Below are 21,472 nucleotides of genomic sequence, written 5' to 3'. Positions count from 1 at the left end.
GCGGCATGATTTCCATGCCCGAGACCCTTCCTGACGATCCGGTTTTGCTCAAGCAGCTGCTTGAGCAAATGATCAATGAGCGCGCGTCTGATAAGGGCAAGATCGTTCATCTGGAGGAAGAGGTGGCACTGCTCCGCCAGCGGTTATTTGGCCGCAAGACCGAGCAGACCAAGGATTCGGCTACGCCCCAACTCCCTCTCTTTGACGAAGCAGAAAGCCTGGCAGAGCCGGCGGATGAGGCTTCGGATGAGGAAATAGTTGCACCGAGCAAGCGCCGTGGTAAACGCAAGCCGCTGCCCAGTGATCTACCGCGTGTCGAAGTCATTCATGAACTGCCTGAGCACGAGCTGACGTGTGCGTGCGGCTGCCGCAAGCACGCCATTGGCGAAGAAGTCAGCGAGCAGCTTGAAATCGTCCCGATGCAGATCCGGGTCATCAAGCATATCCGCAAGGTTTATGGCTGCCGCGACTGCGAATCAGCACCGTTGACAGCAGATAAGCCCGCTCAGATGATCGAAAAAAGCATGGCCAGTCCCAGCGTGCTGGCGATGTTGCTGACCACCAAATACGTCGACGGCCTGCCACTTCATCGCTTCGAAAAAGTGCTGGGACGTCACGGCATTGATATCTCACGTCAAACCCTGGCACGCTGGGTCATCCAGTGCGGCGAGCACTTCCAACCCCTGCTGAATCTGATGCGCGACAGCCTGTTGAATAGCCGCATCATTCATTGCGATGAAACCCGAGTCCAGGTTCTGAAAGAGCCTGATCGAGAAGCGCATTGGCTGGCACGGAGTATCGAAGATGTCCATGCCGGCCATGCGGCCAAAAACCTGAATCCGGGTGAGAGCGCGACAACAATCTTGCCCGCTTGGGCATTCGACCAAGTTGATAGCCCTAAGACCATGCGAGCGCCCTCGCTCCGGCGGGATCACCTGTAGCGTTCAAGCCAATGGGCATAGGGAGCGGGCAGGGTCCAGGCAGCACGCTCTACACCCAGCGCCTGGGCGGCTGAATAGGACCAGTTAGGATTGCCCAGGTGCGCCCGGCCAATCATCGCCAGGTCCAGTTGACCACTCCTCACCGCCTCTTCGGCGACGCTCGGTGTGCCGAACCCCCATGCCGAGGCCACCGCAATACCCGCCTCGCGCCGTACCCGCTGGGTAACTTCGCCCATGAAACCGGGGGCCCAAGGAATGTTGGATTCAGGGATGGTGAACCCGATACTGACGCTGAGCAAGTCCAATCCACCGTCCTTGAAACGACGCGTCAGTTCGATAGCCTCTGACAAGGTCTGTTCATCCCGACCGTCGTATTCGATGACACCCAGACGAGCGGTCAGCGGCAAGTGCTCTGGCCATACTTCGCGAACCGCCGCCAGTGTTTCTAGCAGAAAGCGGCTACGGTTATCGAAGTTTCCGCCATAGGCGTCGTCACGAAGGTTGGAGTGTTCAGAGAGGAATGTCTGGGCCAGATAGCCATGGGCGAAATGTAACTCTAACCACTCAAAGCCAGCTTCACGTGCACGGCGAGCGGCTGAGACAAAATCCTCGCGCACTCGGGCGATATCTTCCAGCGTCATGGCTTTCGGCTGCTTGGCGAGATGAGCGCCAAAGGCTACAGCCGATGGGGCGATGGTCTGCCAGCCACGCGAATCATCTCCGCCGATATGATCGTCACCTTCCCAGGGACGGTTCGCACTGGCCTTGCGTCCCGCGTGGGCAATTTGGATACCTGGCACTGCGCCGGCAGCCTTGATCGATTGCACCACCGGCACGAACGCAAGAGCGAGCTCATCATTCCAGATACCCGCACAACCAGGCGTGATCCGTCCTTCGGGTGCCACGGCGGTTGCCTCGACGACCACTAGTCCTGCTCCGCCACGCGCGAGGGTGGCATAGTGCACGGTGTGCCAATCGTTGATCAGGCCATCATTAGCCGAGTACATGCACATGGGGGGAATCGCGATCCGGTTGCGAAGGGAGACATCCTTGAGCGTGAAAGGTTGGAACAGCGCAGACATTAGGTTTTTCTCCGAAGGCTAGTATTTCTCTTGTTCGGTAATATTCGAACTATTGGCATAGAGCAAACCCGTGTATGATTCGCTCATGCGCCCCTTCAAACATCTTCCTCTCAGCGAATTCGTTCTTGAGCGTCTGTTTTACGCCTTGAGCGACCCTGTACGCCTGGAGATTGTCCGGCTCCTCGCCGAGCTGGGAGAGGCCAGCTGTGGCGAGCTGGACGGTGGCCGTGCGAAGTCCACCATGTCCCACCATTTTCGGGTGCTGCGAGATGCCGGCCTGGTTCAAACCCAGACCATCGGCACGACCCACATGAACTCGTTGCGTAGGGAAGACTTGAGTAATCGTTTTCCGGGCCTGCTGGAAACGATCCTGTCCCAGCGCGAATAATGTTTCTGCGGGTCATCCAGTGATGCAATCCCGAAGGGACAGCGTAGTACTCCCCCCAAACAAGCCCTTGTTCAGAACTGTTTCAGCGCTTGCTCTGCGCAAAAATACGCGGGTCGGAGAAACAGTTGACCAGGTGGTCGTACACCAGCCTCACTCGCGACGCCACGGGCCCTGATTGCGGACGATACATGATCAGTTCCGAAGGCGGCGGGGCATCGTGTTGCATGACCTCGACCAGTCGCCCTTCAGACAGGTAGGGTTCTGCCAGATAATCGGGCATTTGCCCAAAGGCGATGCCGGCCAGGACAATCTCTCGCTCGGTTTCTGGGTCGTCGCAGGTAAATGCTGGGGAGGCAGGCAGGAACGCTTGCCCCTCGGCAAGCACCCACGGCCAAGGGCGGCCGTTGTTGCGATCAATCAGCATCGACAGGGGCAGACGTTTCAGATCCTCGATGTTGCCAGGGCGCTGTACGGTGTCGAGGAGTGGCGGCGCCGCAACGATTTTCAGGGCGACATGGGCCACCGTTCTGGCGATATAACGCCGATCCTGCACGGCGCCGACACGAATGCCGATGTCGATCTTGTTGGCCACCGCGTCGGTGAGCTGGTCATCCAGACTCAGGTCGATGCTCAGGCCCGGATTCTCCCGCATCAGCGGTTTCAGAAACTCGATCAGATACAGCTTGCCAATGGCGTGCGGCGCCGTAATGCCGACGATGCCTTTTGCCTCCTGTGTACTGTGGGCGATAAACAACTGATCCACCAGCTCCAGGGTTTCCCGGGCTTGCAAAGCGAGTTTGGCACCAAACGCGGTGACATGAATCTGCCGCGTGCTTCGGTGGAACAACAGCTCCCCAAGTGTGCGCTCCAGTTCTTTGATGGCTCGTGTCACGGTCTGCGGAGAGGTGCCGAGGCGGGTGGCGGCATCGCGAAACGTGGTCGATTGCGCTGCCACAGAAAAGATCCGAATCAGTTCCATGCGATTGAGCATTGCCGTCAACTCCCGTTCCAGAAAATGGAATTCTCAAATCCGAACTCTTCCATTTTCTGACAAATAAAACCAGCGCAGACTGCACCCATCAACCCAAGCAGGTCTCAACAGGAGCGCTGAACATGAGTAAAAATATCCAGGGTAAAGTGGTCGTCATCACCGGTGCGAGTAGCGGTCTGGGCGAAGCAACGGCGCGTCATTTGGCTGCGCTCGGCGCCCATGTGGTACTTGGCGCCCGTCGCCAGGATCGTCTGGATGCAATTGTCCGGGAGATCGTCGTAGCAGGCGGCAAGGCGATTGCCCATCCGATCGATGTCACACGCAAAGAGGACTTGTCTGCGCTGGTCGTCAAGGCTGTCGAGGCATTCGGTCGCATCGATGTGATGATCAACAATGCAGGGCTGATGGCGATCTCACCGATTTCGCAGCTGCGCGTCGAAGAGTGGGATCGCATGATCGACATCAACATCAAGGGCGTGTTGTATGGCATCGCGGCCGCGTTGCCGCTTTTCGAACAACAGGCCAGCGGTCACTTCATCAACATCTCGTCGGTTGCCGGCATCAAGGTATTCAGCCCCGGTGGCTCGGTGTACAGCGGCACCAAGTTCGCGGTGCGCGCCATTTCCGATGGCCTGCGTCATGAAGTCGGCGGGAATATTCGCACTACGACCATCGAACCGGGCGCGGTGGATTCCGAGCTCAAGTTCGGCAGCGGGCACCAGCCGAGCGCCGAGGTCGTTGGCGAGTTTTACAAGATGGCCATCCCGGCTGATTCGGTTGCACGGGCCATCGCATACGCGATCGAGCAACCTGCCGATGTCGACATCAACGAAATCGTTCTGCGTCCCACTGCGCAAGACTTCTGATAGGTACCCTTTGCCGTTTGCGCCCTTGCACAAAGGCACGGGCGTGAGCGACTAAGCTTTAGCGCTATTGAAATACTTCGAATGTCTAGCCTGGAGCCAAACTCACACGCAAGCCAACCGATTCGGTGATATCAGCGCGTTTGTCTTTGCTGTGAAGGCGGGAAGCTTTATCGCTGAGGCGACTGCACTGGGCCTGACCCGTTCGGCGGTGGGTAAAAGCGTTGTTTGCCTATAAGACCGGATGGGCGCACGATTGCTCAATCGCACGACGCGCAAACTGAGCCTGACGGACGAGGGGCAGATAGCCTGCGCTTGAAAGGCAAAATGAACTTAAAGTGCCAGTAAGCTGCGTAAACGGCGCGCCATTGCGCAGTGCTCCGGGTTTGCGTTCGAGGAGCGGGATGTAATGCTGTCAGTCATAACTGACCTGGTCTCGATCAAAGTGGCGCTCGTGGCTGGCAGTCATCGTGTCATCGGCGATGACAACCACCCGCGTGGGATACAGACGAATGCTGATCCACTGGCCGACCCGCTCACACGGCACCGAGTAGCGATTTCGCGCCACGCTGATCAGGCAGGTGCTGGAGACCCGCACAGTGCGTTCGACATAGCCATCAAATTCGGTCCGCATCCATTTCGACCCGCTCCAGCGGCACGAAAACATTAACCCGGCGAACCGAGGACATAAAAAATGGCGGTGTTAATTTTTGACAGTTCGGAAAATTCAATAGTCGAAGCCCGTGTTCTGGTCGAGGCACTGAATGAATGGTTGGCGGAACAGCAGCCCAGTTGCCCGCTAAAGTCCGCCCATGCGCAACTTTGCTATCGGCCCGATGGCACGCTGGATTCTGTATTGACCGTACTAATAGACGTGGCGGTGGACTAATGACAGCCCGGATTGGAGCGGCGCTTCGTGCTGATATGCACTTGACCGTAGAACTCCCGCCGTGACGCGAATTTCGAGTCAGTCATCAAGGTGTTGTGCTGGAAAATTTACTAAATCTAGCGGAGTTTTGCTGTTGATCACCTCGTAGATCAGATCTCTGTAACCTCGTGGCATTATCCAATTGGCTAGCTGCCCTGCAATATTCGCCAGCGATCCTGCGCGCATATGTCCCGCACTCGCCATTCGACCTCATACAGGCCGCCGATCGTTTGCAGCCGAAGTTCGCAGGGTCATCAGCGGTGAAGTCCGGGTAAACCTGCTGGTCTCAGCTGGTAGCTCTCGACCATAAGCAAACGCTCAAGAAGTTAACAGCACAAGATTCGTATTGCGTAGGCTTACGTACGTTTGGACACGTCAATAGGTGCCATATTGAAAACAGGAACCACTGCCCGAGAATCGGGCAATACCTATAGCGGAAATGCCCAAATGAAATTCAACGAAGATTTTCGTTTCAATGCGCACAAACGTTTGCTCGACCTCGACGCGACTACAAATCACCTCATGATGTTGGTAGTCGCCGATGAGTTGTCAGGCTTCCGGTGGGATGAAGCAGTATCTTGTCAAAAACTCGCCAGTGAGGCGTGGACGGTTCTTCTTGCCGAAGTCCAAACTGATCCAATGCCCGCACTTGATGGAAGGCCGCCAGGCGAATCACTATCGATTACTGATTGATAGCTTGGGCTTCGATCATGCAACTCGATATTTTTCAGAATGCCCCACCTGAATGGCATTTGACCTGAGTGATTCCGCCTACTCAAGCAATGACGGGATTTGAGAGCCTCAAGCGTTTACCCATCGACAAGATCAAGATCGACCGCTCGTTCATCCGGGAAATCGCCACCGACCCTCACGATGCAGCGATCACCGAAGGCATTATTTCCATGGCCCATCACCTGCGCCTGACGGTGGCCGTCGAAGGCGTGGAAACGACATCTCAGATGGAATTTCTGAAGGGCAGTCGCTGCGATGTTTTTCAGGGGTATTATTTTGCCAAACCGATGCCCTATGCAGAAATCGAGGCTTTTCCGGAGCCATCCCGCGTCCCATCCCTGACCGGCAACTCTGTCGGGCCCCAGACCTGAAAATCAGACGCTAAGGCAAATTTTCAGACCCCAGCGCAGAACTCCCTTTCTCCAGGCAAGGCGCTCCCTGCGCCTTTCTCACACACTCGGCTCTAACGCTATCGCGCTGCATAACAACAAGAGCCGCGAAAAAAATGACTAGTTTCCAACCTGCTACCGAAAGCCAGACCGGCCACATCGGTGCCCGTCAGACCCGTATCGAGGACGCCGCATTGTTGCGCGGCCTTGGCTGCTATGCCGATGACGCTGCGATCCCTCCTGGAACGCTACACGCGGCGATCATCCGATCACCCCACGCTCATGCCCGGATAACGTCGGTGGATTTTTCCGCAGCGTTGCTGATGAAAGGCGTGCACGGCGTGCTGGTCGGCGAAGACGTCAAACGCTGGGCGCTGCCGTTTCCGGTGGGTGTGCGTCAGCCGATGGAGCACTGGTGCGTTGCCGTCGACAAGGTGCGTTACGTCGGAGAGCCGGTGGCCGTGGTGATCGCTGAGAGTCGCTATCTGGCCGAAGACGCCATCGAAGGTGTGCGCGTTGAATACGAGCCGCTGCCCCCGATCATCGATCCTGAACTGGCCACTGCCGACCAGGCGCCGATCCTGCACGAAGCAGTCGGTAGCAACGTGGTCAACGAACGGCACTTTCGTTATGGCGAACCGGAGCAGGCGTTCGAGCAGGCGCCGCACAAGGTCTCGCTCAAAGTGAAGTTTCCGCGCAGTTCCTGCACACCCATCGAATGCTATGTGGTGCTGGCTCAGTACGAGCGCGCCACTGGCATTTATGACGTGCTGGCAAATTTCCAGGGCCCCTATGCGTTACACACGGTCATGGCCCGGGCACTGAATGTGCCCGGCAACCGCTTGCGTTTGCGCACACCGAAAGATTCCGGTGGCAGCTTTGGCATCAAGCAAGGCGTGTTCCCTTACGTGGTGATGATGGGCCTGGCGTCACGCAAGGTCGGGGCACCGGTGAAGTGGGTCGAGGACCGCCTGGAACATCTTCAGGGGGCTTCTTCGGCGACCAATCGGGTGACCGAAATTGAAGCGGCGGTAGAAGCCGATGGCCGAATCACCGCTTTGCGTTATGACCAGATCGACGATTGTGGCGCCTACCTGAGAGCGCCGGAGCCGGCGACGTTCTACCGCATGCACGGCAACCTGACGGGCGCCTACGCGATCCGCAATGTACAAGTGCGCAACCGGGTGGTGCTGACCAACAAGACCCCTTCCGGCCTGAACCGTGGTTTCGGTGGCCCGCAGGTGTATTTTGCCCTGGAGCGATTGCTGCAACACATCGCCGTGCAGTTGAAGCTCGATCCGTTGGACGTGATCCGCCGCAACCTAGTGCCGACCGATGCCTTTCCTTATCAAGCGGCCGCCGGTGCGTTGCTCGATTCCGGCAATTACCAGGCGGGCATTGCCTTGGCGGCGGCTGATGGCGGTCTCGACGATTTGCTCAGACGCCGTAATCAGGCGCGTGCCGAAGGCCGAATCTATGGCATCGGTTATGCCGCAGTCATCGAGCCATCGATTTCCAACATGGGCTACATCACCACCGCGATGACACCCGAAGAACGGCGCAAGGCCGGTCCGAAAAACGGCGCTGTCGCCACCGCAACCATCAACGTCGGCCCGTTGGGTGACGTCAGCGTGCACGTGTCCTCGGCACCGCAAGGGCAAGGCCATCAAACCACCGTGGCGCAGGTCGTCGCCGAAGTGCTGGGGGTTGCGCTGGAATCCATCGTGGTCAACGTCGAACTGGACACTCAGAAAGACGCCTGGTCGATTGCCTCGGGCAACTATTCCAGTCGCTTTGCCGGCGCTGTGGCCGGTGCCGTCTACAAGGCGGCGCTGAAGGTCCGCGAGCGCCTCGCCGCAATTGCCGCCGAGCATTTGCAGGCCAGCCAGGAAGATATTCGATTCGCGGGCGGCAAGATTTTTGTGGTCAATGGCGGGGCGGTGGCGCCATTCCATCGAATTGCCGGTATGACCCATTGGTCGCCCGGCCTGCTGCCGGAAGGTGAAAGCGGCGGTCTGCGCGAAACCGCCTTCTGGAGCCCGCCGCAACTGGTGGCACCGGACGACCAGGACCAGGTCAATAGCTCGCTGTGCTACGGCTTTGTCTTCGACATCTGTGGCCTGGAAATCGACCGCATGACCGGCGAGATCCACATCGATCGCTACGTCACCTGCCATGACGCCGGCCGACTGCTCAACCCGGCACTGGTCGATGGACAGATTCGTGGTGGCTTCACCCAGGGCCTCGGCGCAGCGCTGATGGAAGAGTTCGCCTATGGCGAGGACGGCAGCTTCCTCTCCGGGACCTTCGCCGATTACCTGGTGCCGACCGCACCGGAAGTGATCGAACCGGTGATCCTGCACATGGAAACGCCATCGCCCTTCACCCCATTGGGCTCCAAGGGTGTGGGCGAGGGCAACAATATGAGCACGCCGGTGTGCATCGCCAACGCGGTGGCCGACGCCCTCGGTCGCTCGGACATCCGTCTGCCACTGACGCCATCGAAAGTACGCACGCTCATTGGCATCGACGAACCGCCACGGCCCGCCGGTATGGAAGCCGATGACAACCTCGACGCAGCCGCCGGTGGACCGGCACTGCGGGCCAACGACTCGGTGGTGATTCCTGCCCCGCCGCAACAGGTCTTCGACACCTTGCTCGACCCGCAGACGCTGGCGGCGATCATTCCCGGTTGCCACGACCTCGTGCTTGAAGGCGAAAACCGTTACCGCGCAGACGTCACCGTCGGTGTCGGCATGATCCGCGCGCGCTTCGAGGCCAAGGTCGCCCTGAGTGATCTGGACCCGCCGCATTCATTGCGTCTGTCCGGTTCCGGCAGCAGTTCGATGGGCTCGGCCCAAGGCCAGGCCAAGGTGCGTTTCGTCGAACTGGAAAATGGCCACACACGCCTTGAATACCAATACCAGGTGGCAGTCAGCGGCAAAGTCGCCGCGGTCGGCGGCCGTATGTTGCAAGGGGCCTCGAAAGTGATCATCGGACAAATCTTTACTCGCCTGTCGCAACGGGTCAGCGGCCAAGCCATCTCCACCGGCTGGTGGGCGCGACTGCGGGCCTCTCTTGGCGCGTTGTTTGGCAAGGGAGGTGCGCAATGAAACCGGCTGCTTTCGATTACGTTCGGGCTGACACCCGGCGTCAGGTGGTTGAGCTGCTCGCCGAGTACGGCCAGGAAGCTCGCATCATCGCCGGTGGCCAATCGCTGATGGCGGTGCTGAACATGCGCCTGGCTCAACCCAAGTTGCTGATCGATATCAATCATGTGGCCGAGCTGGCCTATATCGAGCTGCGCAAGGATTGCCTGGCGGTAGGTGCCGGGGTGCGACAGGCGCAGTTGCTGGCGCGTTCGACCCTGATGGACGAGGTGCCTTTATTGGCACTGGCGATGCCCTGGATCGGCCACTTCCAGACGCGTAATCGCGGTACGGTCTGCGGTTCGGTGGCTCACGCCGACCCGAGCGCCGAGTTGCCGCTGTGCCTGGTGACACTGGGCGGCGAGATCGTTCTCGAGTCCAAAAAAGGCAAGCGCATCGTCAAGGCCGCCGACTTCTTCCAAGGCATTCTCACCACCGACAAGCGTGCGGATGAACTCGTCGTCGAGGTGCGTTTTCCGCTCAAGCGCGAAGGCATCACCTATCGCTTCCGTGAAATCGCCATGCGCCACGGCGACTTTGCAATTGTCTCCCTGGCCGCGGCCATCGGCACGGACCAGGTCGAACTCGGCATCGGCGGGGTCGCCGACCGTCCGCAACGTCGCAGCCTGCCACGGGGTGCGGCGCTGCCTGACGCGCTCAATCAAACCGCCTGGTCGCTCGATGCACAAGACGACGTGCACGCCAGCGCCGCCTATCGCCGCCAACTGGTTCGCGAGCTGGGTCATCAGCTGATCGAAGGAGTCTGAACATGCGTGTAACTGCCGACCAAACCTTTCCGATTCGCCTGGAACTCAATGGCCGCTCCCGCGAAGCGCTGGCCGAACCGCGGACCCAACTCTGCGACTTCCTGCGCCACGACCTCGGAGCCACCGGTGTCCATGTCGGTTGCGAACACGGCGTCTGCGGCGCCTGCACGGTGCTGGTGGACGGGGTCGCCATGCGTTCCTGCCTGATGCTCGCGGTACAGGGGCACGAGCGGCGTATCGAGACCGTCGAGTCCCTGGCCGACGACGACACACTGAGCGACCTGCAACAAGCCTTTCGCCGTCATCACGCCTTGCAGTGCGGCTTTTGCACTGCGGGCATTCTCATGTCCTGCGTGGATTTCCTCGAACGGGTACCCAACCCGGACGAGACCCAGGTACGCGACATGCTTTCGGGGCATCTATGTCGCTGCACGGGCTACACCGGCATCGTCCAGGCCGTGCTCGAAGTCGCTGCCCAGCGCCAAACGAACAAAGGGGTATAACAATAATGTTCGATCTCGGACGCAGTTTTCTCGCTGCCGTTGAACGCCGACCGCACGCCGTGGCGGTCAGTGACGGTGCGTTGAAGAAAACCTATGAAGACTGGTTCGTCGATATCCAGAGCGCAGCGCGGGGCTTGCAACGCCTCGGACTGCAACGCGGTGACCGACTGCTGGTAGCGATGCAGAACCGCTGGCAGATGGCGACCCTGCATTGGGCCTGTCAGTTTGCGGGCGTCGTCATGACTCCGTTGAACTGGCGTTCGACTGCCGATGAACTGGGCTACTGCATCGAAGATGCGCAAATCCGCGCACTGGCTTACGACGATGCGACCGTGGCCGCGGTGGCCGGTTGCAGCGCCGCCACCAGGCTGCCACGGATCGCCGCCGGTATCCGTGCCGCCGACACCGACCTGAGTTTCGAGGAGCTGTGTTCGCAGATCCCCTCCGACATCATTTTGCAGGCCGATGCCGAAGACTTTTCACTGCTGCTGTACACCTCCGGGACCACCAGCAAGCCCAAGGGCGTGCCCCGTCGGCACCGTAGTGAACGCGCCGCGGCGGTGGCCCACGTCGCGCAAAACCTCTACCGCCAGAGCGAGTGCACGCTGGGTGTCATGCCGCTTTACCACACCATGGGCGTGCGTTCGTTGTTGTCGATGGCGCTGATCGACGGGCATTTCGTCTGTGTGCCGAAGTTCGATGTGGAGGCCACGCTGCAGGCCATCGAGCGGGAAAAGGTCAGCAACCTGTACCTGGTGCCGACGCTCTACCACATGCTCATCGAACACCCGGCCTTTGCCCGCGAGCGAGTCGCCAGTGTCGAGAAAATCGGCTTTGCCGGCGCGCCGATGAGCGACGGCTTGATGCGTCGCGTCGAGCAGGCGTTCCAGCCGCAATTGTTCGTCAACCATTACGGCAGCTCGGAAATCTACACCTTCACCATCGACCAGCAGGCCAGTCGCAAACCCGGCTCCTCAGGGCGCAGTGCAATGAACCAGCGAGTACGCGTGGTGCCGATCGATGCTGAAACGGCGGACGTGCAGGTCAACCCGTTGGAGGAGGGCCAGATCATCGCCGACCTGGCGAGCGACGAGGCGTTCGAAGGCTACCTGAATCGCCCCGAAGCGAACGCCAAGGCGTTGCGTGACGGATGGTATTTCACCGGTGACATCGGCTACTTCGATCTGGAAGGCGATCTGTTCGTCACGGGGCGCGTCGATGACTTGATCATCACCGGCGGCGAAAACGTCAGCCCGGCGGAAATCGAAAACATGCTGTCGCTGCACCCGGCGGTGGAAGAAGTGGTGGTGGTCGGTCTGCCGGACGAGCAGTGGGGCAAGATCATTGCTGCGTTTATCAAGCCGCGCGCCGAGGTGTCGGAATGCGACCTCGATGCCCATTGCATCGCTTCGGGCCTGGCCAAATTCAAGCGGCCACGGCGTTACCAGTTCATCGATCAGATTCCCAAATCTCCAGTTGGCAAGGTGCTGCGGCGCGTGCTGCTGGCCCAATTCCAGGAACAGGTCTTGAAGGCCATCAGCTAATCATCCAGAGGACATTCCCATGCAACAACAAGCGATCCAGCAATTTCTCGACACTCGGTTCGATGGCTTCCAGGTTGAAGTCGACGTGTCCCGCGAGCGCGCCGACATCATCCTCGACCGGGCGCCGTTGAACGTCATTTCCATGGGCCAGCGCGATCAACTGCGCCTGGTCTTCGAAGCCCTCGATGCACACAAGGGTGTGCGCGTCATCGTGCTGCGCTCGGTGGGTGAACACTTCTCCAGCGGCGGCGACATCAAGGGCTTCCTCGAAGCGTCGCCGGAGCACGTTTCGAAGCTGGCCTGGAACGTCGCGGCACCGGCACGTTGCGAAAAACCGGTGATCGTTGCCAACCGCGGCTACACCTTCGGCGTCGGTTTCGAACTGTCCCTGGCCTGCGATTTCCGCATTGCTTCGCAAACCACCCGCTACGCCTTGCCTGAGCAGAACCTGGGCCAGATTCCGGGCTCGGGTGGCTCTGCACGCCTGCAGAAAATCATTGGTATCACCCGCACCAAGCACATGGTGATGCGAGCCAAACGCATCACGGGCGACCAGGCCTATGCCTGGGGTATCGCGACCGAGGTCGTGCCGGATGCCGAACTGGAAAGCACCGTCGATGCGCTGGTCGATGAACTGCGGCGCTTCTCGCCGCTGGCTCAGCGCACGGCGAAAAAACTGATCAATGACAACGAAGACGCGCCGCTGACCGTCGCGATCGAAATGGAAGGTCACTGCTACAGCCGTCTGCGCAGTTCCAAGGACTTCAAGGAAGGCGTCGAAGCGTTTCACAGCAAGCGTGTGGCCGTGTTCACCGGCGAGTAAATGCGTACCGGCGAGCAGGCCCGGGAGCATGTCGGCAACGGCGTGCGCCCTTACGGAGCAGGGCCTACCGCCCCTTCACTGAGACTGATAGGACGCATCAATATTCGTTAATGGAAAACCTGTTGCGGGGCTCTTAGGGTGAGATCGGCTGCACCGAAATCCGTCCAATAAATATAAAAATCGGAGTTCCTCTTAGTGGCTTCTAGCTGGCTGGTACTAACCATCGTGGCCGCCTACATGGTGGTCTTGGCGTTGATCAGTTTCTGGGTTCGACGCTCTACACAAAGCGCGAAAAACTTCACAACAGGAGGCAAGGACTTTCCGGCGATGCTGATCGGTTTTCTGATGATGTCCGAGTTCATCGGCACTACCGCGAGCATTGGTACGGCCCAGGCGGGTTACACCTATGGCATTTCCGCTGCCTGGAACATCGCCGCCCTGGGCGTCGGGTTCGTGATCTTCTCCATGCTGTTGGCGAAGAAGTACAAGGACCTCGGCGAGAACACCATTTCCGGGGCGCTGGCCCGCACTTACGGCGAGCCGGTACGCTTCGCCACGTCAGTGATCATGATCTGCGCGCTGTCGATCGTTGCGGTCTCGATCTATGCCAGCGGCGGGGCCGTGCTCGCGACCTTGCTGGGCATCGAGCGGACTTCGGCGATCATCATCGTCGGTATTGTTTCGGTGCTGTACGTCGGCATCGGCGGCATGCGTTCGGTGATCTATACCAACGTCTTGCACGCGATAATGATGTACGCCGGGATTATCCTCGCCCTGGGTTTTGCCTTGAGCAAGATTGGCGGCATGGGCGAGTTGGTCGCGCGACTGCCAGCGCCGATGTTCGAAGTCGACAACGTCGGTTGGCCGAAGATTTTCGTCTGGCTGGTGGCCGGTATCGGCGCGACGTTCGCCACCCAGTACGTAGTGCAGGCAGTGAATACCGTCAGTGACGGGCGCAAGGCCCAACATGCGAGTTTCTACTGTGCATTGATGTTGATTCCCTACGGCCTGATCGCTGCGATGGTGGGGATGTGCAGCGCAGTGTTGTTTCCGCAGATTCCCTCGTTGCAGGCCTTTCCGCAAATCCTCGGGCACATGCACGAATGGATGGCCGGGATCGTCGTCGCAGGACTGGCCGGGGCGCTGTTCGGCACCATGGCCGCGCTCACCATGGGCATCGCCACATTGTTGCTCAAGGACTTCTATCAGCCGTTCTTCAACCCCCGAGGGGATGATCGCAAGAATCTCAACTTTGCCCGGACCGCGACCATCGTCGCCGGCCTGCTGCCCATCACACTGGCGCTGTACGCCTCCGACGTTCTGGTGGTGACCTTCCTCGCCAAGGCCTTGCGCGCTTCACTCGCGGTGCTGGTGCTGATGGTGTTTTACGCGCCGACATTCGGCACGCGGCAGGGTGCGCTCATCAGCATCATCGCGTCACTGATCATCACCATCGGCTGGTTCCTGATGGGCAATCCCTATGGCATCGACAACGCCTACATCGCACTGGCCACGCCGCTCGTGATCATGACCCTGAGCCATTTTCTGCGCGGTGGCAAACCCGAACAGGCCGACAGCACCAGGCCCGTCAGTGCGAGCACTACCGGAAACTGAATCCCGACGATTCAAACGGGCATGCCATCGGGGTGACCGGGCATGCCACCAAAACAATAATGACGAGGTAAGGCCATGCAGCCTGTGACTCTTTCCACCCCCGAAGCCGACAGGGCCGGGGACCTGCCAGCAGGCGCCAGCCTGCGTGGCTGGCTCGACCATTTGCAGCGCCGGCAGCGTTTGACAATGATACGTCCCGGCGTGGACCTGCGTTTCGGCGTTGCAGCGATTGCCAATCGTCTGGACGGCAAGAGCGCTTCACTGTTCCCCCAGCCGGGCGGCCATTCGATCGCGGTGGTGTCCGGTCTGTTGTCCGACCGGCAGTGGATGGCCGAGGCCATGGGCGTGGAGTCCGCTGAAGTGTTGGCGCGTTTCGAGGCGGCCAGCCTCAATCCGTTGCCGTGGCGCGAAGTCAGCGATGCAGTTTGTCAGCAAGTGGAGCATCGCGAGATCGACCTGAATCGACTGCTGCCAATTCCCACCCACAACGAGCACGACAGCGGCCCTTACATCACTGCCGGCCTGTTGATTACCCGCAACCCGCGCACCGGGGTGCAGAACGTTTCGATTCACCGCTTGCAGGTGAGCAGCCCAAATCGCCTGGGCGCGCTGCTGCTGCCACGCCATGCGCTGGCCTTCTTTCAGGAAGTCGAGGCGCTGGGTGAGGATCTGGAGGTGGCGGTGGTCATTGGGGCTGATCCGCTGACCTTGCTGGCATCCCAGGCCATCGTGCCCATCGATCACGACGAACTGGAAATTGCCGGTGCGCTGCATGGCCGTCCGCTGGCAGTAACGCGTTGTGTGACCAACCAGATTCGCGTACCTGCCGACGCCGAGATCGTCATCGAGGGCAGGCTGCTGGCCAAGGCGCGGGAGATGGAGGGCCCGTTCGGCGAGTTTCCGCAGTACTATGGCGAGCGCGCCGAACGCCATGTGATCGAAGTCGACGCCGTAACCCATCGTCGCGACCCGATCTTTCACACCATCGTCGGCGGCGGCCTGGAACACTTGCTGCTCGGCGGCATCCCGCGCGAAGCGACCATGCTTGCGCACTTGCGCCGCAGCTTTCCGTGCGTGCGTGACGTGCACCTGAGCAAGGGCGGAGTGTGTCGTTATCACCTTTATGTGCAGATCGACAAACGCTCCGAAGGCGAGGGCAAGAACGTCATCCTCGGCGCGCTGGGCGGTCACTACGACATCAAGCACGTCACCGTGGTGGATATGGATGTGGACATTCATGACCCCATCGAAGTCGAGTGGGCGATTGCCACCCGTTTCCAGGCCGACCGCGACCTGGTGCTGATCCATGAATCCCAGGGCTCGAAACTCGATCCGTCCACCCGCGACGGTGTCGGCTCGAAGATGGGCTACGACGCCACGGTGCCGCTGTCGGCACCGACCATGCGCTTCAAGCGAATCCAGGTGCCGGGCCAACAGGAAGTCGAGCTCGACAAGGTGGCGCACGCGGCGCCGCCGGACTGGCAGTGCGTGCTCCAGAAGCACGATTGAACCCGGAGGCCGCTGGTGTTCAGCGGCCTGTTCCCGATAGTTCCAACCAGCTCAAGACACGTTTTGTGTGAGGCAACCATGACCACGACAACAACAACTGCACCGCCAACCAGCGCCGCTACCGATACACCGCAGATTCCACCGGGCAAGGCCTTGCTTGCGGCATTTGCTTCGACATTCGGCTGGGCGCTGGATTTGTTTGACCTGTTCATTCTGCTCTACGTGGCGCCGATCATCGGCCGTATGTTCTTCCCCTCGGACACCCCGACACTGTCGCTGGCCGCGGTGTATGCCTCGTTCGCCGTGGCCTTGCTGGTGCGTCCGCTGGGCTCGGCGATCTTTGGCGCGTATGCCGACAAACACGGCCGCAAGCGTGCGTTGATGGTGTCGATGGTCGGCGTCGGTATTTCCACGGCACTGTTTGGCGCCTTGCCGACCATTCACCAGATCGGGGTGTTGGCCCCGATACTGTTTTTGATCTTGCGGATCATTCAGGGCGTTTTCGTTGGCGGCATCGTCGCCTCCACGCACACCATCGGCACCGAATCCATCTCGCCGCGCTATCGCGGCTTGATGTCCGGGTTGATCGGTGGCGCCGGTGCCGGCATGGGCGCGCTGTTGGCGTCATTCACTTATCTGGTGTTGTCGGAGATCTTTCCCGGGGAGGAATTTGACGTCTGGGGCTGGCGCTTCATGTTCTTCTGCGGCTTGCTCAGCACGTTCTTCGGTCTGGTGATGTTCCGTTACCTGGAAGAAACCCCGGTCTGGCAGCAACTGCAACAAGCGCGCAAAACCAAGGGGCCGGCGGTGGTGGCCGTGTCGCCACTCAAGCGTCTGTTCGGTCGCGAGTACCGCGGCGTGATGCTGGTCAACCTGCTGATTACGTTCGGCGGCGGGGCTACGTATTACCTGGCCTGCGGTTATCTGCCGACCTTGCTCAACGTGGTCGCCAAAGTTCCCCATACGCAGACTTCGCAGCTGCTCATGTACGGGTCGGTGGCAACTATTGTCGGAGCACTGGCCTTCGGTTACCTGAGTGACCTGATCGGCCGCAAGAAGACCTTCATGCTGCTGGGCGTGCTCAACCTGGTGAGCTTGCCGATGATGTTCCTCGGTGTCGCCGAGCCGGGTTCGTTGGCCCGCACTGCGCTGTATTGCGTGGGCATTGCCTTCATGGGCGGGGCGATCATCGCGCCGATCCTGATCTTCCTCAACGAACGCTTTGCCACCGAGCTGCGTGCCAGCGGCACCGGGTTGTCCTGGAACATCGGCTTCGCCCTCGGCGGAACCATGCCGACCTTTGTGTCCCTGTTCAGCAGCAGCCCGGCTCAAATCCCCATGGTGCTGGCGATGTTCGCTGTCGGCCTGTCGGTGATCTACCTGATCGGCAGCGTGGTGATTCCGGAAACCCAAGGCAACTTCAAGTAAAGGAAAACGCAATGAGCAGATTGAAGGGAAAAGTCGCGATCATCACCGGTGCCGCGCAAGGCATCGGTGCCACTTATGCCCAGGCCTTGGCGGCCGAGGGCGCGAAGGTGGTGCTTTGCGATTTGAAGGCGCCTGACGAAACCGCCGCCGCGATCCGCAACAAGGGCGGTACGGCCCTGGCAATCGCTTGCGACGTGACCGACGGTGCCGCAGTTCAAGCCATGGTCGAGGAAGCCGTGGCGCAGTTCAGCGGTGTGCACGTACTGATCAACAACGCGGCGTTGTTCGCCACCCTGGAACTCAAACCGTTCGAGCAGACCAGCTCGGCGGAATGGGACCGGATCATGGCGGTCAACGTGCGCGGTTCCTTCGAGTGCGCGAAGGCGGTAATGCCGGTGATGCGCCGTCAGGGCTACGGCAAGATCGTCAACATTGCCTCGGCAACGGTTTTCAAAGGCGCACCGATGATGGCGGCGTATGTCGCGTCGAAGGGCGCGGTGATTGCCCTGACTCGCTCCATAGCGCGCGAAGTCGGCGACGCCGGCATCCGCTGCAACTGCCTGGCCCCCGGCCTGACCATGAGCGCCAACGTCCAGGCCAATGCCGCCTGGGCCGGGGATATCGTGCGCAACAACATTGCCAGCCGCTGCATCAAGCGCGAGGCGGTGCCGCAGGATCTGATCGGTGCCCTGCTGTTTTTGTCCAGCACCGACAGTGATTTCATGAGCGGCCAGACCCTTGTGGTCGACGGCGGTTCGGTGACCCATTGATTCAAGGAGGACTCATGCAAAGCCAACACTTCATCGATGGACAATGGACCGCTACGGATCGTTGGACCGACAGTCTCGACCCGGCAAACGGTGAGCTGATCGGATGCTTTGCCGACGGCGGCGAGGCCGAAGCTGAAGCGGCGGTGGCCGCCGCCGCCCGAGCCTTCAACGACCCGCAGTGGGCGCAGAATCCGCGCCTGCGTCAGCAGCTATTGCTGGAGTGGGCTGCCGGCCTGACAGCGCGTCAGGAACAACTCGCGCAGTTGCTGACTCGCGAGAACGGCAAGGCATTGGCGCAGTCCCGAGGAGAGATCGGCGGGGCGATTTCCGAGATTCTTTATTACGCCGGCCTGGCCCGGCACAACCCGGGGCACATGCTCGAAGTGGCGCCCGGTGAGTTCTCCAGCATGCTGCGCGAACCCGCCGGAGTGGCGGGGCTGATCATTCCGTGGAATGCCCCGGCGGTGCTGCTTGTTCGTGCTCTGGCGCCGGCGATCGCGGCGGGTTGCACGGTGGTGATCAAACCCGCGCCACAAACCGCGCTGTTCAACGCGGCGATGCTCGAACCGCTGTTCGCGTTGCCGGGCCTGCCGGCAGGGGCGGTCAATCTGTTCACCGAGAGCGGGCATGCCGGGGCAGCGCATCTGGTGGCTTCGCCGCGGGTGGATGTGCTCAGCTTCACGGGCTCGACCGCTACCGGCCAGCGCATCATGCGCGACTGCGCGGCGACCATGAAAAAGCTCTCTCTGGAACTGGGTGGGAAGTCCTGCTGCCTGGTCTTTGAAGATGCCGATATTGCCGCCATCGCGCCGAAACTGGCCGCGGCGGCCACCATTATCTCTGGCCAGCAATGCACTGCCGCCCGGCGCGTGCTGGTGCATGCCAGCCGCTTCGCCGAAATGAAAACCGCGCTGAGCGCCGCACTGGGGCGGATCCGCCTGGGCAATGGCCTCGATCCAGCGACGAACATGGGACCGCTGATCGACTGGCAATCCCGGGACAGCGTTGAGCGGCGCATTGGCGAGGCGCTGGACAGCTGTGACGAAGTGCTGCTGGCCGGTGGTCGCCCGCAGGGTGAACTGGGCAATGGTGCATTTCTCGCGCCGTCGCTGATCGCCCATCGCGATAGCAGCGCGTTCTTTTGTCAGGAAGAAATTTTCGGCCCGTTGCTGGTGCTGGAGTCCTTCGAAGATGAAGCCGAGGCAGTAGCGCGCGCCAACCATACCGAGTTCGGTCTGTCCGCGAGTGTCTGGACCGGGCAGGGCGCTCGCGCCTGGCGTGTCGCTCGGGCACTGCGCAACGGTACGGTGTGGCTCAACGACCACAACAAATTGTTCGCCGAGGCGGAAACCGGTGGCTACCGCAAGAGCGGCCTGGGGCGCTTGCATGGCGTCGATGCGCTGCTGGATTTCAGCGAGCTCAAACACATTTATCAGAACGTCGGCACACTCGGTTGAGCGCGCACGCGAGGGTGACTATGGAGCTGCGCCATCTGAAGTATTTCACCTGCCTCTATGAAGAGGGCTCCGTCACCCGGGCTGCACAGCGCTTGAATATCGTGCAACCGGCGTTGTCGATGCAGATCGCCAGGCTTGAGGAAGAGCTCGGGCAGACGTTGTTCGAGCGCAGCTCCAAGGGCATGGCGCCGACCGAGGCCGCAGATCAGGCTTATCGCTTGTTCATGCCGATTCTTGGCCAGCTGCTGGCGGCGCGTCAGGCCCTGATCGACCGTAGCGGCCAGATTGGCGGACGCATCAGCGCCGGGCTGATCGCCTCTGCCGCCAACAACGCGTTGGCCAGCACCCTGGCGCATTTCGTCGAGCATCACCCACAGGTCGAACTGAGTGTCACCTCGGGCTACAGCCAGGAACTTATTGCGAAGGTCCTGACCGGCGCGCTGGATTTCGCGGTCATCAACCAAAGCTTTCAGCATGAGCACCTGGTCGGCCGCGACATCTTCGATGAGGAGCTACTGATCGCCACCCGTGCAGCCAATCGCCTCAACGTAGCGTTGCCTTTGCCGTTGGCCAGTCTGGCGGGATTCAAACTGGTGCTGCCCTCGCGTCGTCACGGCTTGCGCAGGGTGATCGACCAGTACCTTGGCGCCCAGGGTATCGAAGTCACCCCGCAGCTGGAGGTGGACGACCTGGCGGTCATCGAGGACTTCCTGCGTCGCAGCGACTGGATAAGCGTGCTGCCGGCAACCATCCTGCATCGCGGATTGCACGAGGGTGCGTTACGCGCCTATCCGCTGGCCGCGCCAGGAATCAGCCGACGCATGGTCTGTGTGCACGACGCCCGTCGACCCTTGACTCCTGCGGCCATGCTGTTCATCGAGATGATCGGCAAAACCATGACCAGTGCACTGGACTCCATCCACTTCTACAAAGAAGGTCTAATAGAGGAAGGCGATCATGAGCGCGCATAGTAACAGTCGGCCGGAGCGGTTGATCGTAGGCATTTCCGGTGCCTCTGGTGCCGTCTATGGCATGCGTCTGCTGGAGCTGTTGCGAGACACGCCAATTGAAACCCATCTGGTGGTCAGCAAATCGGCGCTGATCACCTTGGCCCATGAAACCGACATGTCCTGGTCGCGGATCAAGACCCTCGCGGACGTCAGCTACGTCAATCAGGACATTGGCGCGGCGATCGCCAGTGGCTCGTTCAAGACCATGGGCATGATCATCGCGCCGTGTTCAATACGCAGCCTGTCGGAGATTGCCAGCGGCGTGACCTCGACACTGCTGACCCGCGCCGCCGACGTGGTGCTCAAGGAACGCCGGCGCCTGGTGCTGATGGTTCGCGAGACGCCACTGCACCGTAATCACCTGCGCAGCATGACCGAGCTGGCCGAGCTCGGTGCAGTGATCGCGCCGCCAGTGCCAGCGTTCTATACCAAGCCGACCAGCCTGGAAGACATGGTCGATCATACCGTTGGCAGGGTGCTGGACATGTTCGATATCGAACTGGGGATCGTGCGTCGCTGGCGTGAACAGCCGGAGCGCGTAGCAACGCTGGATGAGGTGGTCGATGGTTGAATCACGTTCGGTA

20 protein-coding genes and 2 pseudogenes are annotated in these 21,472 nt (G+C 60.4%); 19 read left to right on the top strand and 3 right to left on the bottom strand.

Annotated elements, in window-relative coordinates:
* Positions 1–5: 5 nt before the first annotated feature.
* Positions 6–941, top strand: coding sequence for an IS66 family transposase (gene tnpC / locus B3729_RS17715; RefSeq protein ID WP_258019894.1), 936 nt, complete (start codon positions 6–8; stop codon positions 939–941).
* Here the strand turns inward: tnpC and B3729_RS17710 are convergent.
* Positions 932–2,023: an NADH:flavin oxidoreductase/NADH oxidase gene (locus B3729_RS17710; protein WP_196122356.1), complete on the bottom strand. Its 1,092-nt coding sequence runs from the start codon at positions 2,021–2,023 to the stop codon at positions 932–934. The two genes, tnpC and B3729_RS17710, sit on opposite strands and share 10 nt — an antisense overlap.
* 85 nt (positions 2,024–2,108) lie before the next feature.
* Here B3729_RS17710 and B3729_RS17705 point away from each other — a divergent pair, with 85 nt between their 5' ends.
* Positions 2,109–2,411 (top strand): ArsR/SmtB family transcription factor, encoded by a 303-nt coding sequence (locus tag B3729_RS17705; RefSeq protein WP_010799170.1) that lies wholly within the window; start codon positions 2,109–2,111, stop codon positions 2,409–2,411.
* An 82-nt stretch (positions 2,412–2,493) separates the two neighbouring features.
* On the opposite strand, the gene B3729_RS17700 is transcribed toward B3729_RS17705, so the two are convergent.
* A complete protein-coding gene (locus B3729_RS17700) occupies positions 2,494–3,402 on the bottom strand; it encodes a LysR family transcriptional regulator (protein WP_010799169.1) in 909 nt (302 codons plus the stop codon).
* 122 nt (positions 3,403–3,524) lie between these two features.
* Between B3729_RS17700 and B3729_RS17695 the strand changes: the two genes are divergently transcribed.
* On the top strand, positions 3,525–4,268 hold the full coding sequence (locus tag B3729_RS17695; RefSeq protein WP_010799168.1) for an SDR family oxidoreductase: 744 nt from the start codon (positions 3,525–3,527) through the stop codon (positions 4,266–4,268).
* Between the two features lie 67 nt (positions 4,269–4,335).
* A pseudogene (locus B3729_RS17690) lies at positions 4,336–4,575 on the top strand (helix-turn-helix domain-containing protein); the annotation flags it as partial.
* A 36-nt stretch (positions 4,576–4,611) separates the two neighbouring features.
* On the opposite strand, the pseudogene B3729_RS17685 reads toward B3729_RS17690, so the two are convergent.
* Positions 4,612–4,899, bottom strand: a pseudogene (locus B3729_RS17685) (Mu transposase domain-containing protein); the annotation flags it as partial.
* 60 nt (positions 4,900–4,959) lie between these two features.
* Between B3729_RS17685 and B3729_RS17680 the strand changes: the two are divergent.
* From B3729_RS17680 to B3729_RS17610, 15 genes are all read left to right on the top strand, one after another.
* Positions 4,960–5,154, top strand: a complete 195-nt coding sequence (locus tag B3729_RS17680) for a hypothetical protein (RefSeq protein ID WP_010799166.1) — start codon at positions 4,960–4,962, stop codon at positions 5,152–5,154.
* 486 nt (positions 5,155–5,640) lie between these two features.
* Positions 5,641–5,886, top strand: a complete 246-nt coding sequence (locus B3729_RS17675) for a hypothetical protein (RefSeq protein ID WP_010799165.1) — start codon at positions 5,641–5,643, stop codon at positions 5,884–5,886.
* Between the two features lie 68 nt (positions 5,887–5,954).
* Positions 5,955–6,296 carry an EAL domain-containing protein gene (locus B3729_RS17670; protein WP_256205769.1) on the top strand — a complete coding sequence of 114 codons (342 nt, stop codon included), beginning with the start codon at positions 5,955–5,957 and terminating at the stop codon, positions 6,294–6,296.
* Between the two features lie 134 nt (positions 6,297–6,430).
* Complete coding sequence (locus B3729_RS17665) at positions 6,431–9,427, top strand: xanthine dehydrogenase family protein molybdopterin-binding subunit (RefSeq protein ID WP_286788570.1); 2,997 nt, start codon at positions 6,431–6,433, stop codon at positions 9,425–9,427.
* Complete coding sequence (locus B3729_RS17660; RefSeq protein ID WP_010799162.1) at positions 9,424–10,230, top strand: FAD binding domain-containing protein; 807 nt, start codon at positions 9,424–9,426, stop codon at positions 10,228–10,230. The genes B3729_RS17665 and B3729_RS17660 overlap by 4 nt, the downstream gene beginning before the upstream one ends.
* Before the next feature lie 2 nt (positions 10,231–10,232).
* Complete coding sequence (locus B3729_RS17655) at positions 10,233–10,733, top strand: (2Fe-2S)-binding protein (RefSeq protein ID WP_008060977.1); 501 nt, start codon at positions 10,233–10,235, stop codon at positions 10,731–10,733.
* A gap of 5 nt (positions 10,734–10,738) precedes the next feature.
* Positions 10,739–12,277: an AMP-binding protein gene (locus B3729_RS17650; RefSeq protein ID WP_010799161.1), complete on the top strand. Its 1,539-nt coding sequence runs from the start codon at positions 10,739–10,741 to the stop codon at positions 12,275–12,277.
* 19 nt (positions 12,278–12,296) lie between these two features.
* Positions 12,297–13,100: an enoyl-CoA hydratase/isomerase family protein gene (locus B3729_RS17645; RefSeq protein ID WP_196122360.1), complete on the top strand. Its 804-nt coding sequence runs from the start codon at positions 12,297–12,299 to the stop codon at positions 13,098–13,100.
* A 195-nt stretch (positions 13,101–13,295) separates the two neighbouring features.
* Positions 13,296–14,714 (top strand): sodium:solute symporter family protein, encoded by a 1,419-nt coding sequence (locus B3729_RS17640; protein ID WP_286788569.1) that lies wholly within the window; start codon positions 13,296–13,298, stop codon positions 14,712–14,714.
* 75 nt (positions 14,715–14,789) lie between these two features.
* A complete protein-coding gene (locus B3729_RS17635; protein WP_286788568.1) occupies positions 14,790–16,223 on the top strand; it encodes a UbiD family decarboxylase in 1,434 nt (477 codons plus the stop codon).
* A gap of 78 nt (positions 16,224–16,301) precedes the next feature.
* On the top strand, positions 16,302–17,651 hold the full coding sequence (locus tag B3729_RS17630; protein WP_286788567.1) for an MFS transporter: 1,350 nt from the start codon (positions 16,302–16,304) through the stop codon (positions 17,649–17,651).
* Positions 17,652–17,662: 11 nt separating this feature from the next.
* Positions 17,663–18,421 carry an SDR family NAD(P)-dependent oxidoreductase gene (locus B3729_RS17625; protein WP_154851539.1) on the top strand — a complete coding sequence of 253 codons (759 nt, stop codon included), beginning with the start codon at positions 17,663–17,665 and terminating at the stop codon, positions 18,419–18,421.
* 14 nt (positions 18,422–18,435) lie between these two features.
* A complete protein-coding gene (locus B3729_RS17620) occupies positions 18,436–19,878 on the top strand; it encodes an aldehyde dehydrogenase family protein (protein WP_010799155.1) in 1,443 nt (480 codons plus the stop codon).
* A gap of 20 nt (positions 19,879–19,898) precedes the next feature.
* On the top strand, positions 19,899–20,849 hold the full coding sequence (locus B3729_RS17615) for a LysR family transcriptional regulator (protein ID WP_196122363.1): 951 nt from the start codon (positions 19,899–19,901) through the stop codon (positions 20,847–20,849).
* On the top strand, positions 20,836–21,459 hold the full coding sequence (locus B3729_RS17610) for a UbiX family flavin prenyltransferase (protein WP_010799153.1): 624 nt from the start codon (positions 20,836–20,838) through the stop codon (positions 21,457–21,459). Before B3729_RS17615 ends, B3729_RS17610 begins: the two co-directional genes overlap by 14 nt.
* Positions 21,460–21,472: the final 13 nt, after the last annotated feature.

The sequence above is a fragment of the Pseudomonas sp. UBA3149 genome, assembly GCF_002364655.1.
GTDB lineage: Bacteria > Pseudomonadota > Gammaproteobacteria > Pseudomonadales > Pseudomonadaceae > Chryseomonas > Chryseomonas luteola.
The sequence above is the reverse complement of the archived record's forward strand: the minus strand, read 5'-3'. Positions and strand labels throughout refer to the sequence as shown.

Excerpts from the sequence above, each read along its gene's own strand:
- B3729_RS17710 (WP_196122356.1), bottom strand. The coding sequence starts at position 2,023 with ATGTCTGCGCTGTTCCAACCTTTCACGCTCAAGGATGTCTCCCTTCGC.
- B3729_RS17665 (WP_286788570.1), top strand. The coding sequence starts at position 6,431 with ATGACTAGTTTCCAACCTGCTACCGAAAGCCAGACCGGCCACATCGGT.
- B3729_RS17620 (WP_010799155.1), top strand. The coding sequence starts at position 18,436 with ATGCAAAGCCAACACTTCATCGATGGACAATGGACCGCTACGGATCGT.
- B3729_RS17705 (WP_010799170.1), top strand. The coding sequence starts at position 2,109 with ATGCGCCCCTTCAAACATCTTCCTCTCAGCGAATTCGTTCTTGAGCGT.
- B3729_RS17615 (WP_196122363.1), top strand. The coding sequence starts at position 19,899 with ATGGAGCTGCGCCATCTGAAGTATTTCACCTGCCTCTATGAAGAGGGC.
- B3729_RS17645 (WP_196122360.1), top strand. The coding sequence starts at position 12,297 with ATGCAACAACAAGCGATCCAGCAATTTCTCGACACTCGGTTCGATGGC.
- B3729_RS17635 (WP_286788568.1), top strand. The coding sequence starts at position 14,790 with ATGCAGCCTGTGACTCTTTCCACCCCCGAAGCCGACAGGGCCGGGGAC.
- B3729_RS17625 (WP_154851539.1), top strand. The coding sequence starts at position 17,663 with ATGAGCAGATTGAAGGGAAAAGTCGCGATCATCACCGGTGCCGCGCAA.
- tnpC (WP_258019894.1), top strand. The coding sequence starts at position 6 with ATGATTTCCATGCCCGAGACCCTTCCTGACGATCCGGTTTTGCTCAAG.
- B3729_RS17610 (WP_010799153.1), top strand. The coding sequence starts at position 20,836 with ATGAGCGCGCATAGTAACAGTCGGCCGGAGCGGTTGATCGTAGGCATT.
- B3729_RS17655 (WP_008060977.1), top strand. The coding sequence starts at position 10,233 with ATGCGTGTAACTGCCGACCAAACCTTTCCGATTCGCCTGGAACTCAAT.
- B3729_RS17660 (WP_010799162.1), top strand. The coding sequence starts at position 9,424 with ATGAAACCGGCTGCTTTCGATTACGTTCGGGCTGACACCCGGCGTCAG.
- B3729_RS17680 (WP_010799166.1), top strand. The coding sequence starts at position 4,960 with ATGGCGGTGTTAATTTTTGACAGTTCGGAAAATTCAATAGTCGAAGCC.
- B3729_RS17650 (WP_010799161.1), top strand. The coding sequence starts at position 10,739 with ATGTTCGATCTCGGACGCAGTTTTCTCGCTGCCGTTGAACGCCGACCG.
- B3729_RS17695 (WP_010799168.1), top strand. The coding sequence starts at position 3,525 with ATGAGTAAAAATATCCAGGGTAAAGTGGTCGTCATCACCGGTGCGAGT.
- B3729_RS17630 (WP_286788567.1), top strand. The coding sequence starts at position 16,302 with ATGACCACGACAACAACAACTGCACCGCCAACCAGCGCCGCTACCGAT.
- B3729_RS17700 (WP_010799169.1), bottom strand. The coding sequence starts at position 3,402 with ATGCTCAATCGCATGGAACTGATTCGGATCTTTTCTGTGGCAGCGCAA.
- B3729_RS17675 (WP_010799165.1), top strand. The coding sequence starts at position 5,641 with ATGAAATTCAACGAAGATTTTCGTTTCAATGCGCACAAACGTTTGCTC.